This is a genomic window from Cystobacter fuscus (assembly GCF_044360685.1).
Lineage (GTDB): Bacteria > Myxococcota > Myxococcia > Myxococcales > Myxococcaceae > Cystobacter > Cystobacter fuscus_C.
This window is the reverse complement of sequence record NZ_CP043491.1, coordinates 8,929,145-8,941,982: the sequence shown is the minus strand read 5'-3', so window position 1 is coordinate 8,941,982 and position 12,838 is coordinate 8,929,145. Positions and strand designations below refer to the sequence as shown.

Below are 12,838 nucleotides of genomic sequence, written 5' to 3'. Positions count from 1 at the left end.
AGTCGTGCCAGACGTGCTCCTCGCGCGAGGAACCATTGTCCGCGAGGGTTGGGAGACGTGTGCCGTTCGACGATGCACGGCCTCGCTCTACTCCACGCTCTCCAAGGTGGGAGGCATCATGGATTGCGTTCATGGGTCCTCTCTGTGAAGTTCCCGGGCTCGCTCGGAGCGTGAACATGAAACATCCCCCTTTCGCAGCCGTGGTCGCCCTCTGGAGCGCACTTGTCCTGGGCCGTCCTTCGCACGCGTCCGAGCAGGGCACGGCGGCTCGTGCCGATGAGTTCGTCGGTTGCCCGGACGCGACGGAGGATTCCGCCCTCGCGGGCTCCCTCTGTGCTCGCTTCAGCGCGCCGTTGGATTACGCGGAGCCGAGCCGTGAGCGGATCGAGCTTTTCGTCCGCAAGTTTCCAGCGCCAGGGAGAGCAGCCGGGCAGGTCTGGCTCGTGGCGGGTGGACCCGGCGAGTCAGGCGCCTCGTTCTACCCTCTGTTGAAGACCCTGCGGGCCGCCTTCCCGGGATATGACTTGTTGATCCCCGATCATCGCGGGACCGGTTTCTCGGGCCGCCTCTGTCAGAAGGAAGAGGCCGCCGACAGCGTTGGTGGCGCCGCTCTCCAAGGCGCCGAGTGGGCGACATGCTTCGAGGCGCTGGAGTCCGATTCCAAGCGCACCCGCGCCTTCACCATCACCCACGCCGCCCACGACCTGCGCGCGCTGATGAATCGCTACTCGGCCAGTCGGCCGACCTGGCTCTATGGGGTCTCCTACGGCACGCAGCTGGTCTTGCGCACGATGACGGTCGCTCCGCCCCGTCGCCTCGATGGGATCGTGCTCGATTCCCTCGTTCCTCCGGAAACGACCGGGCAATGGGACCTCAGTCACCGGTCGGCCGTGGTCGACGAGATCGGCCGCGCGGTTCTCGCGCATTGCGACGCGGACCCGAGCTGCCGTGCCCGTCTCGGGGGCTCGGCGGTCGCCGCCATGCAGGGGCTCGTCGACGATCCCAAGTTGTCTGCTTCCGTCCCCGGGGGACGGCCGAAACGCTTCTTCGGCTCTCTGCTGGATAGCCCGGAGCTGCGGGCACGGATTCCCCTCGTCCTCGCGGGCCTCCGGGGCGGTGATCTCGGGCCGTTGCGGCAGGTTCAACATGACCTGGAGGCACTGAGCGCCCAGTTCGACCGCTTCCCTCAGTCGTCGGTTTCCATCCCGCTCGTCAGCGTGATCAGCGCATCCGAGAACAACGCCCGGCCAGACCTCACCGAGGCCCAGGTGGAAGCGGAAGCGGCCCAGTACCTGTTCGTCAGCAGCCTGCCGGGCCTGCTCGTCGGTCGAACGTCACTGGCCTATCCGCGCGACGAGTGGTTTGGCCGGTCTCCCGCCGCTCTTCCGCCGGTTCTGGTTCTTCAGGGAGACATGGACCCCAAGACGCCTCATGCTGGCGCCCAGGCCCATATCCGCCTCCTGCCCAAAGCCGCTGGCGTCAGCCTGTTCACCGTGAAGGGCGGGCCTCACTTCCTGCTCTTCACGGCGCCTGATTGCTTCACGGCCGCGGTGGGCGCCTTCGTCCAGAAGCGGCGAGCGCCGCGTTCGGCCTGTTCGATTTGATCCCCCGGGAGCTTCAGTCTCCAACCACCTGGTCGATGGCCCCGAAGATCGTGCCGGCCTCATCCCGCATCTCGATACGCACCCGGTTGCCCCGCTTCAGGAATGGCGTCTTGGGAGCGCCGTCCCGGAGCGTCTCGACCGTGCGCAGCTCCGCGATGCACGAGTAGCCCGCGCCGCCTTCCGCCACGGTCGTCCCAGGCCCGCCGTCGGGCCCACGGTTGGACACCGTGCCCGAGCCGATGATCGTCCCCGCGCACAGCGAGCGCGTCCTGGCCGCGTGGGCGATCAACGTGCCGAAGTCGAACGTCATGTCGACACCGGCGTCCGCGCGCCCGAAGGGCTGGCCATCGAGGAAGACCTCGAGGCGGCGGTGCAGCTTGCCGTCACGCCACGCGCCGCCCAGCTCGTCGGGCGTGACGAACACCGGCGAGAACGCCGACGCGGGCTTGGACTGGAAGAACCCGAAGCCCTTGGCCAGCTCCCCCGGAATCAGGTTGCGCAGCGACACGTCGTTGACGAGCCCGACCAGCACGATCGCTCCGAGTGCCTGCTCGCGCGTGGCACCGAGGGGCACGTCGCGTGTCACCACCACGACCTCGCCCTCCATGTCGCAACCCCATGCCTCGTCCGCGAGCGGAATGGGCTGGCGCGGCCCGAGGAAGCCATCGGAGCCGCCCTGGTACATCAACGGGTCGGTCCAGAACGTCTCCGGCATCTCCGCCTTGCGCGCCTTGCGCACCAGCTCGACGTGATTCACGTATGCCGAGCCGTCCGCCCACTGGTAGGCGCGGGGCAGGGGGGCCGCGCATCGCTCGGGGTCGAAGGGCTCGCCCGTGAGCGCACCGCTCTCCAGGCGCTCCGAGAGCGAGCGCAACAGCGGCGCACGGCGCTCCCACTCATCGAGCGCGGCCTGCAGGGTCGGGGCGGCGGACGACGCGTCCGCCTGCCGCGAGAGATCCCTCGACACGACGACGAGGCGGCCATCCCGCCCTTCGTTCAGGGAGGCGAGCTTCATGGCGTGGCGCCTCCCTTCGCGGGCACCTGGGCCTTGCGGAGTTCACCCCAGCAGGCGTCGTAATCCGATTGCAGCGTCGGGCTCTCCATCGCCGTGCTCGTCGGGGCGATGACCCAGCGCGTCTCGAACATGAAGGCGAGCGTGTTGTCGATCTTCCGCGGCGCGAGGTCCGCGGTCACCGCCGCATCGTAGGTCTTCCGGTCGGGGCCGTGGGCGCTCATGCAGTTGTGGAGCGACACCCCACCCGGCATGAACTGGTCCGCCTTGGCATCGTAGACACCGTGGACCAGTCCCATCATCTCGCTCATCACGTTGCGATGGAACCACGGCGGCCGGAACGTGTGCTCGGCGACCATCCACCGGGGCGGGAAGATCACGAAGTCGCAGTTGGCGGTCCCTGGCGTCTCACTCGGCGACGTGAGCACCGTGAAGATCGACGGATCCGGGTGATCGAAGCTCACCGTGTTGATGGTGTTGAACCGCGCGAGGTCATACGTGTACGGCACGTGCGTGCCATGCCACGCGACGACGTCGAACGGCGAGTGGGCGAGCGTCGTCTCCCAGAGGTGGCCCTGGAACTTCTGCACGACGCGCGTCGGCCGCTCGATGTCCTCGTAGCTCGCCGTGGGCGCCAGGAAGTCCCGCGCGTTGGCGAGGCCATTGGAGCCGATGGGGCCCAGCTCGGGGAGCCGGAACGGCGCGCCGTAGTTCTCGCAGATGTAGCCGCGCACCGGCCCTTCCGGCAGCTCCACGCGCATGCGCACCCCGCGCGGGATGAGCGCCATGTGCCCGGGCGCAACCCGCAGCACACCCATCTCGGTCACGAGCTGGAGCACCCCGGACTGCGGCACGATGAGCAGCTCCCCGTCGGCATTGAAGAACGCGGTGTCGACCATCGACGTGTTCGCGGCGTAGACGTGCATCGCCGCGCCCGCGCCGAGGGCGGGCGAGCCATTGCCGCCCATCGTGAACAGCCCCTCGAGGAACGTCGTCGGCTCCGTCGGCAGCGGCAGTGGATTCCAGCGCAGCCGGTTGGGCGTCGGCGGAACCTCGTCGAACGGCCCGCTGCGCAGGTGGCGTGCTTCCGTCCGGCGGTACGGCGGGTGGGTCGCGCTCGGCCTCAGCCGGTAGAACCACGTCCGCCGGTTCACACCTCGCGGAGCGGTGAAGGCCGTGCCCGAAATCTGCTCGGCGTAGAGGCCGAACGCGACGCGCTGCGGCGTGTTCTGGCCGACAGGAAGCGCACCGGGGATGGCCTCCGATGCATGCTCGTTACCAAAGCCCGCGAGGTAGTGGATGGTGTCCATGGCGCCCAGATAGTAACGGATGAAACCAGTTTGACAAGGTCACGGGTCCCGCTTCAGGGCGCGGTTCGCGGTGCGCTCGACACGCTCGAGCAGTGAGCGCAGCACGGCCCGTTCGCCGGGCGCGAGGTCGGCGAGCACCTCGGCCTCGGCCTCGAGCGCCGCGGGGGCCACGCGCTCGTAGATGCGGCGGCCCGCGGCGGTCAGCGACAAGCGGCGCGAGCGTGCGTCGCTCTCGCTCGTGGTGCGCCGCACCAGGCCTCGCTCCTCGAGGGTGCGCGCGGCGCGGCTCACGGGGACCTTCTCCATCCGCGTGCGCTTGACGAGCTCGAGCTGCGTGCGATCGCCCTCCTCCCCGAGCACCGCGATGAGCCGCCATTCCTGCGTGCTCAGGCCGTACTGCTCCGCGTACACGCGTGCGATCCGTTGGCTGACGACGTTCGCGGCGACCGAGAGGCGGTACGGGAGGAACTCGTCGAGGGTCAGGCTCACGGGGCGCTTTCGGCTCATCGTGCCGAGTTATAGTGGGCGCTCACCCGGAACAACCCGCGAGTGCTCACCCGGGCGCATCGGCCTCGCACCCCGGGCCCGGGTCCGTCCCACGGCGAACAGGTGCGAGCACGAGGATCAGGGGAGGGCTTCCCCGGCCGCCCGGTGTGCGTCCCGTTGATCCGGGGTCCGACGCGCCGCGGCGAGGGTATCTCCACCTTGGGGGCATGACGGACCTCTTCCAGCTCTTCGCGGTAGCGGCCGTGGTCATGGGCATCTCCCAGACCATTACCCGGGAGCGCATCTTCGCGCCCCTGCGTGAGCGGCTGGGGGGCAAGGAGAGGTTCTGCGGCTACCTGGTTTCCTGCCCCTACTGCACCTCGCACTACGTGGCCTTCGTGCTGGTCCCGCTCACGGGCACCTATCCCATCCGGGTGGTGGTGGGCGGCTGGGTGGGAGCGGTGTTGCGCTGGTTCCTCTCGTCCATCCTGATCACCGTCATCGCCGCGTTCTTCCGGGTGCTCTTCTGGTTCGTGGACGAGTCCCAGGGCCTGGTGCGCCGGCGTCAGCGGACGGAGGAGGAAGAGGTGGCGACCCGGCGTGTCATCCGTGAGCAGGCCGAGCGGCAACTGCCCGACGAGCCGCGCGCGGACGGGCCCCACTGACGGGTGTCTGACGGTTGCGAGAGGGCAGGGGAGGGCGTTAATTGGCCCGCATGTCCTCGAACGCCAATTTTCTGGGTGGCACGCTCGCTATCGAGGTGGAGATCCGCAAGGAGAAGACGTCCGCGCTCCGGCGGGTGGCCACGCGGGTGGAGTCGTTGTTGGAGGAGTTGAAGCAGGTGGAGCAGTCCCTGGCCGGCACGCGAGGCTCCGAGCGGGCGCGCTGGGTGGCGCGGCACAAGGAGCTGCGGGCCGAGGCGGACAAGCAGCGCTGGTACCTCATCGTGCAGCGCGAGGCCATGGGCCTGTTCCACCACGACGACGTCTACGAGATGTACCGCCTGCCCGCGCCGGTGGAGTAGGGCGGCCTCACGCCCGGCGCCGGTAGATGCGCTCCTCGGCATCCACCTCGTCGTAGTCGTTCTCCAGCACCGTGTGACGCAGCGTCTCGCCGCGCCCCAGCACCAGCACCCCGAAGCGGCGCAAGGACTGGTGCAGCAGCCGGTGGACGCGTGCCTGCAGGGGCGCGCCGAAGTAGATGAGCACGTTGCGGCAGAGCACCACGTTGAACTCGTTGAACGTGCCGTCGCTCACCAGGTTGTGCTGTGCGAAGACGACGTTCTTGCGCAGCGAGGCCTTGAAGATCGCGTGATCGTAGTTGGCCGTGTAGTAGTCGCTGAAGGCGGCGGTGCCGCCGGCGCGCATGTAGTTGGACGTGTACTCGCGCATGTGCTCCAGCGGGAAGATGCCCGACTTGGCCCGCTCCACCACGGCCACGTTCATGTCCGTGGCGTAGATGCGGCTGCGCTCATACAGCCCCACCTCCTGCAGCAGGATGGCGAGCGAGTACACCTCTTCTCCCGTGGAACACCCCGCGTGCCAGATGCGCACGAAGGGGGCGGAGAAGAGGTGGGGCACCACCTGCTCGCGGAATGCCCGGAAGAAGGTGGGGTCGCGGAACATGGTGGTGGTGTTCACCGACAGGTGCTGTAGCAGCATGTCCATCGCCGCCGAGTCGTGCAGCACCTTGGCCTGAAGCGCGGAGAGGGTCTCCAGCTTCAGGGCATGCACCATGTTCCACACCCGCCGCCGCAAGGACATGCGGGCATAGCCCCGGAAGTCCAGGCCATAGCGCCGCAGGATGCCCTCGAGGAGGAGATCCAGCTCGATGTCCTCGAGAGCTTCCTCGGCCTGTTGTCCTTCCGCGCGTGGCCTGGCTTCCGTCATGCCGACTACCCCTTCTGGGCGCGCTCGGCGGTGCGGAACAGCCACACGCGCAGCAGGCTGATGAGCTGGTCGGTCTCCACCGGCTTGGTGATGTAGTCACTGGCGCCGGCGTCGATGCACTTCTCCCGGTCTCCCTTCATGGCCTTGGCCGTGAGCGCGATGATGGGCAGGTTCTTCAGGGTGTTGACCTGGCGGATGGCGCGCATGGTCTCGTAGCCGTCCATCTCCGGCATCATCACGTCCATGAGCACCACGTGCAGGTCCGGCGTGTTGCGGATGATCTCGATGCCCTTGCGGCCGTTCTCCGCGTAGAGCACCTGCATCTTGTGCCGTTCCAGCACGCTGGTGAGGGCGAAGATGTTGCGCACGTCGTCATCCACCACGAGCACCTTCTTGCCCGCGAGCACCGGATCGCTCTGGTGCAGCTGCTTGATCATCGCCCGCTTGCTCTCGGGGAGGTTGGCCTCCACGCGGTGCAGGAAGAGCGCCGTCTCGTCCAGGAGCTGCTCGGGCGACTTGACGCTCTTGATGATGATGGCGTCGGTGACGCGCTTGAGGACCGTCTCCTCGTCCTCGGTGAGCTCCTTGCCCGTGTAGACGATGATGGGCGGGGTGTGACCCTGGCTCTTCATGGCGTCGATGAGCTGCAGGCCCGTCATGTCCGGCAGACCCAGGTCCAGCACCACGCAGTCGAAGTACTTCTCCTGCATGCACTGGAGGGCCTCGTGGCCGCTGCCCACGGCGGTCGTCTTCACGTCCCCGTTGCCGATGAGGGTGACGATGCTCTCGCGCTGGCGCAGGTCGTCCTCCACCACCAGCAGGTTCTTCACCGGCCGCTCGATGAAGCCCTTCACCCGGCCCATGGCCTCGCCCAGGGCCTCGCGGGTGACGGGCTTCTGGAGCACTGCCAGCGCGCCCAGCTTCAGGCCGCGGCTGCGCTCCTCCTCGCTCGCGGAGATGATGTGCACGGGGATGTGGCGGGTGCGGCTGTCGTGCTTGAGCCGGTCGAGCAGGTTCCACCCGTCGATGACCGGCAGCCCGATGTCCAGGGTGATGGCGTCCGGCTTGTACTGCCGTGCCATGGCGAGACCCGTGTCACCGCGCAGCGCCACCAGGCCCTTGAAGCCCTTCTCGCGCACCAGGCCGAGCAGGATGCGGGCGAAGACGATGTCATCCTCGACGATGAGCAGCGTGCGGTCTCCCGGCTGGATGTTGCGCCGGTCGTCCTCCACCTCCTCCTCGCGTGACAGCTCTTCCTCCTGGACCGCGTTCTCCACCTCCGCGCGCAGCGCGTGCATGCGCGCCTCCGGGCTCATCCGGGCGCTGATGCTCCCGCTTCCGTGGCTCGGGGTGGTGCCGCCGCCATGGCCGTTGCCATTGCCATTTCCGTTGCCGTTGCCGTTCGGCTGCACGGGGCGTGTCGAGCTGAGCGAGGGGGCGACGTAGGTCTGGGGGATGTAGAGCGTGAAGGTGCTGCCCTTGCCCGGGGAGCTGACCACCTTGATTTCACCGCCCAGCAGCTTGGCGATCTCCCGGCTGATGGACAGACCCAGGCCGGTGCCGCCGTACTTGCGGCTGGTGGTGCCATCGGCCTGCTGGAAGGCCTCGAAGATGATTTTCTGCTTGTTCTCCGCGATGCCGATGCCGGTGTCGATGACGGAGAAGGCGATCACCGCGCCACCCTGGTTGAGGATGGGGTGCTCCAGGCTCCAGCCCCCGCGGGCCGGACGCACGTCGAGGATGACCTGGCCCTCCTCGGTGAACTTGAAGGCGTTGGCCAGCAGGTTCTTGATGACCTGCTGCAGCCGGCGCCCGTCGGTGTAGAGGTTGGCGGGCAGGGCCTGGGCGAACTCCAGCTTGAAGCCCAGCTTCTTGTCCACGGCCATCTGCCGGAAGGTGCGCTCCACGAAGTCCTTCAGGCTGGAGAGCGACACCTCGTCCACGTCCACGCTCATCGTCCCGGACTCGATCTTCGACAGGTCCAGGATGTCGTTGATGAGCGAGAGCAGGTCGCTGCCCGCGCCGTGGATCGTCTGGGCGAACTCCACCTGGCGGCCCGAGAGGTTGCCCTCGGCGTTCTCCGACAGGAGCTTGGAGAGGATGAGCAGGCTGTTGAGCGGCGTGCGCAGCTCGTGGCTCATGTTGGCCAGGAACTCGTTCTTGTACTTGGAGGACAGGGCGAGCTGCTGGGCGCGATCCTCCAGGGACATCTTCGCCTGTTCGATCTCGCGGTTCTTGCGCTCGACCTCCATGTTCTGCACCTGGAGGAGGCGGCTGCGCTCCTCGAGCTCCTCGTTGGTCTGCTGCAGCTCTTCCTGCTGCTGCTTGAGGCGCTCCTCGGAGGCCTGGAGGCTCTTGGCCTGCTGCTCCAGGCGGCGGTTGGTTTCGGTGAGCTCCTGCTGACCGCTGCGCAGCTCGTCAGCGAGGCTCTGCGACTGCTTGAGCAGCTCCTCGGTGCGCATGCCCGCGGCGATGGTGTTGATCACGATGCCGATGGACTCGGTGAGCTGGTCCAGGAAGGACAGGTGCGTTTCGCTGAAGCGGTAGAAGGAGGCCAGCTCGATGACCGCCTTCACCTGGCCCTCGAAGATGACCGGCAGCACCACGATGTTGAGCGGCTTGGACTCGCCCAGCCCGCTGTTGATGCGGATGTAGTCGTCCGGCACGTCCGTGAGGAGGATGCGCTCCTTCTCCACGGCGCACTGGCCGACGAGGCCCTCGCCCAGGCGGAAGTTGTTGGCGAGGTTCTTGCGCTCCCGGTAGGCGTAGGTGGACAGCAGCCGGAGCGTCTGGCTCTTGTCCGAGCCGTCCATGAGGAAGAAGACGCCGTGCTGGGCCTGCACCAGGGGCGCCAGCTCCTTGAGGATGAGCTTGGAGACGGTCTCCAGCTCGCGCTGACCCTGGAGGATGCGGGTGAAGCGCGCGAGGTTCGTCTTGAGCCAGTCCTGCTCGGTGTTCTTCTGCGTGGTGTCACGCAGATTGGCGATCATCTGGTTGATGTTGTCCTTGAGGGCGGCCATCTCGCCCTGGGCCTCGACCGAGATGCTGCGGGTCAGGTCGCCCTTGGCCACCGCGGTGGCCACCTCGGCGAGCGAGCGCACCTGGGTGGTGAGCGAGCCGGCCATGGAGTTCACGTTGTCCGTGAGGTCGCGCCACGTGCCGGCCGCGCCGGGCACCTTGGCCTGACCACCCAGCTTTCCTTCGATACCCACCTCGCGGGCCACCGTGGTCACCTGGTCGGCGAACGTGGCCAGCGTGTCGATCATCCCGTTGATGGTGTCGGCCAGGGCGGCGATTTCACCCTTGGCGGCGAGGGCCAGCTTGCGCTTCAGGTCACCCGCGGCGACCGCCGTCACCACCGTGGCGATACCTCGCACCTGGGCGGTGAGGTTGCTCGCCATGGAGTTCACGTTGTCGGTGAGGTCCTTCCAGATGCCGGCGACGCCCTGCACCTGCGCCTGGCCACCGAGCTTTCCTTCCGTACCCACCTCGCGCGCCACGCGGGTCACTTCGGAGGCGAACGAGGAGAGCTGATCCACCATCGTGTTGATGGTGTTCTTCAGCTCGAGGATTTCACCCTGCACGTCCACGGTGATCTTCTTGCTCAGATCACCCATGGCGACCGCGGTGGTGACCTTGGCGATGTCACGCACCTGGGCGGTGAGGTTGCTGGCCATGGAGTTCACGTTGTCCGTGAGATCCTTCCAGGTGCCGCTCACGCCCTTCACCTGCGCCTGGCCGCCCAGCTTTCCTTCCGTACCCACTTCGCGGGCGACGCGCGTCACTTCGGAGGCGAACGAGGAGAGCTGATCCACCATGGTGTTGATGGTGTTCTTCAGCTCGAGGATCTCGCCCTTCACGTCCACGGTGATCTTCTTGGACATGTCGCCATTGGCGACGGCGGTGGTCACCTCGGCGATGTTGCGCACCTGGGCGGTGAGGTTGCTGGCCATGGAGTTCACGTTGTCCGTGAGATCCTTCCAGGTGCCGCTCACGCCCTTCACCTGCGCCTGGCCGCCCAGCTTGCCCTCGGTGCCCACTTCCTTGGCGACGCGGGTCACTTCCGAGGCGAAGGTGTTGAGGTTGTCCACCATCGTGTTGATGGTGTTCTTCAGCTCGAGGATCTCACCGCGCACGTCCACGGTGATCTTCTTGCTCAGGTCACCATTGGCGACGGCGGTGGTCACCTCGGCGATGTTGCGCACCTGGGCGGTGAGGCCGCTGGCCATGGAGTTCACGTTGTCCGTGAGGTCCTTCCACGTGCCGCTCACACCCTTCACCTGGGCCTGACCACCGAGCTTGCCCTCCGTGCCCACCTCGCGCGCCACGCGGGTCACTTCCGAGGCGAAGGTGTTGAGGTTGTCCACCATGGTGTTGATGGTGTTCTTCAGCTCGAGGATTTCTCCCTTCACGTCCACGGAGATCTTCTTGGACATGTCGCCGTTGGCGACGGCGGTGGTGACCTTGGCGATGTCACGCACCTGGGCGGTGAGGCCGCTGGCCATGGAGTTCACGTTGTCCGTGAGGTCCTTCCACGTACCGGCGACGCCCTCGACCTGCGCCTGGCCACCCAGCTTGCCTTCCGTGCCCACTTCCTTGGCGACGCGGGTCACTTCGGAAGCGAACGAGGAGAGCTGGTCCACCATCGTGTTGATGGTGTTCTTGAGGGCGAGGATCTCCCCCTTCACGTCCACGGTGATCTTCTTGGACAGGTCACCGCGAGCCACCGCCGTGGTCACCTCGGCGATGTTGCGCACCTGGGCGGTGAGGTTGCCGGCCATCTGGTTCACGTTGTCCGTGAGGTCCTTCCAGGTGCCCGCCACATCCTTCACCTGCGCCTGACCGCCGAGCTTGCCCTCGGTGCCCACCTCGCGGGCGACGCGCGTCACCTCGAAGGAGAAGGTGTTGAGGTTGTCCACCATCTTGTTGATGGTGTTCTTCAGCTCGAGGATCTCCCCGCGCACATCCACGGTGACCTTCTGGCCGAGGTCGCCGTTGGCCACCGCGGTGGCCACCTTGGCGATGTCACGCACCTGGGCGGTGAGGCCGCTGGCCATGGAGTTCACGTTGTCGGTGAGGTCCTTCCACGTGCCGGCCACGCCTTCCACGCGGGCCTGACCGCCCAGCTTGCCCTCGGTGCCCACTTCCTTGGCGACGCGGGTCACTTCCGAGGCGAACGAGGAGAGCTGATCCACCATCGTGTTGATGGTGTTCTTCAGGGCGAGGATCTCGCCCTTCACGTCCACGGTGACCTTCTTGCTCAGGTCGCCCCGGGCCACCGCCGTGGTGACATCCGCGATGTCACGCACCTGGGCGGTGAGGTTGCCGGCCATCTGGTTCACGTTGTCGGTGAGATCCTTCCAGGTGCCCGCGACGTCCTTCACCTGGGCCTGGCCACCGAGCTTGCCCTCGGTGCCCACCTCACGCGCCACGCGCGTCACCTCGATGGAGAAGGTGTTGAGGTTGTCCACCATCTTGTTGATGGTGTTCTTGAGCTCAAGGATTTCGCCCTTCACGTCCACGGTGACCTTCTGGCCGAGGTCACCGTTGGCGACCGCGGTGGCCACCTTGGCGATGTCACGCACCTGGGCGGTGAGGCCGCTGGCCATGGAGTTCACGTTGTCGGTGAGGTCCTTCCAGGTGCCGCTCACGCCCTTCACCTGGGCCTGACCGCCGAGCTTTCCTTCCGTACCCACTTCACGGGCAACGCGCGTCACCTCGCCCGAGAAGGTGTTGAGGTTGTCCACCATCGTGTTGATGGTCTGCTTGAGCTCGGCCATCTCACCGCGCACGTCCACGGTGATCTTCTTGGACAGGTTGCCGTTGGCGACGGCGGTGGTCACCTCGGCGATGTTGCGCACCTGGGCGGTGAGGTTGCTCGCCATCAGGTTCACGCTGTCGGTGAGCTCCTTCCAGGTGCCGGACACGCCGCGCAGCACTGCCTGGCCGCCGAGCTTTCCTTCCGTGCCCACCTCGCGCGCCACGCGCGTCACTTCCGAGGCGAACGAGGAGAGCTGGGTCACGGTGCTGTTGATGACCTGGGCGGTGCGCAGGAACTCGCCGCGGAGGGGACGATCCTCGAAGTCCAGCGCCATGGTCTGGGTCAGGTCGCCCTTGGCCACGGCGCCGATGACGCGCGCCACCTCGGTGGTGGGCAGGGCCAGGTCGGTGATGAGGGCGTTGATCGCCTCCAGGCACGACTGCCAGCCGCCCACGGCGTTGGGGAGCGAGGCGCGCTGGGCGATGCGGCCCTCACGGCCCACCACCTGGCTGATGCGCGCGACCTCGTTCGTCAGCGCCTCGTTGAGGCTGATGACCTCGTTGAGCGTGTCGTAGATCTTCCCCGTGGTCCCGGTGCGGTCCTCGGGCATGCGGGCCTGGAAGTCCCCCTTGCGGATGGACTGGAGCGTCTTGAGAAGGAGCTTGGCGTCGATCGTGGTGTCGGTCTGCGCCTTGTCGGACGACGTGGCCATGGTGGGAGACATCTCCTGTGCTGCGGGTCGGGGGGCGGGCGGGTCGGCAGGGGGACCGCCGCGG

At 67.1% G+C, this 12,838-nt stretch carries 8 protein-coding genes; 3 read left to right on the top strand and 5 right to left on the bottom strand.

All coding sequences use genetic code 11. The features are described 5' to 3' along the window. The first annotated feature begins 176 nt into the window (after positions 1 to 176). Positions 177 to 1,604, top strand: a complete 1,428-nt coding sequence (locus F0U63_RS36665) for an alpha/beta fold hydrolase (protein ID WP_395837443.1) — start codon at positions 177 to 179, stop codon at positions 1,602 to 1,604. A gap of 13 nt (positions 1,605 to 1,617) precedes the next feature. Here F0U63_RS36665 and F0U63_RS36660 read toward each other — a convergent pair whose 3' ends face one another. The 3 genes from F0U63_RS36660 to F0U63_RS36650 are packed head-to-tail and all read right to left on the bottom strand — an operon-like array spanning position 1,618 to position 4,415. After that, on the bottom strand, positions 1,618 to 2,619 hold the full coding sequence (locus F0U63_RS36660) for a fumarylacetoacetate hydrolase family protein (RefSeq protein ID WP_395837441.1): 1,002 nt from the start codon (positions 2,617 to 2,619) through the stop codon (positions 1,618 to 1,620). After that, a complete protein-coding gene (gene hmgA, locus F0U63_RS36655; protein WP_395837439.1) occupies positions 2,616 to 3,926 on the bottom strand; it encodes a homogentisate 1,2-dioxygenase in 1,311 nt (436 codons plus the stop codon). Before hmgA ends, F0U63_RS36660 begins: the two co-directional genes overlap by 4 nt. A gap of 39 nt (positions 3,927 to 3,965) precedes the next feature. Next, the gene (locus tag F0U63_RS36650; RefSeq protein ID WP_395837437.1) at positions 3,966 to 4,415 is read right to left on the bottom strand and encodes a MarR family winged helix-turn-helix transcriptional regulator; all 450 of its coding nucleotides are present in this window, start codon (positions 4,413 to 4,415) and stop codon (positions 3,966 to 3,968) included. Positions 4,416 to 4,639: 224 nt separating this feature from the next. On the opposite strand from F0U63_RS36650, the gene F0U63_RS36645 reads away from it, so the two are divergent. Both F0U63_RS36645 and F0U63_RS36640 read left to right on the top strand, forming a co-directional pair. Continuing rightward, positions 4,640 to 5,077, top strand: coding sequence for a hypothetical protein (locus tag F0U63_RS36645; protein ID WP_395837435.1), 438 nt, complete (start codon positions 4,640 to 4,642; stop codon positions 5,075 to 5,077). 50 nt (positions 5,078 to 5,127) lie between these two features. Continuing rightward, positions 5,128 to 5,436, top strand: coding sequence for a hypothetical protein (locus tag F0U63_RS36640; RefSeq protein WP_395837433.1), 309 nt, complete (start codon positions 5,128 to 5,130; stop codon positions 5,434 to 5,436). 7 nt (positions 5,437 to 5,443) lie between these two features. Here the strand turns inward: F0U63_RS36640 and F0U63_RS36635 are convergent, their stop codons facing one another. Both F0U63_RS36635 and F0U63_RS36630 read right to left on the bottom strand, forming a co-directional pair. After that, positions 5,444 to 6,301 carry a CheR family methyltransferase gene (locus F0U63_RS36635; RefSeq protein ID WP_395837431.1) on the bottom strand — a complete coding sequence of 286 codons (858 nt, stop codon included), beginning with the start codon at positions 6,299 to 6,301 and terminating at the stop codon, positions 5,444 to 5,446. A 5-nt stretch (positions 6,302 to 6,306) separates the two neighbouring features. Then, complete coding sequence (locus F0U63_RS36630) at positions 6,307 to 12,774, bottom strand: HAMP domain-containing protein (RefSeq protein WP_395837429.1); 6,468 nt, start codon at positions 12,772 to 12,774, stop codon at positions 6,307 to 6,309. Positions 12,775 to 12,838 lie beyond the last annotated feature (64 nt).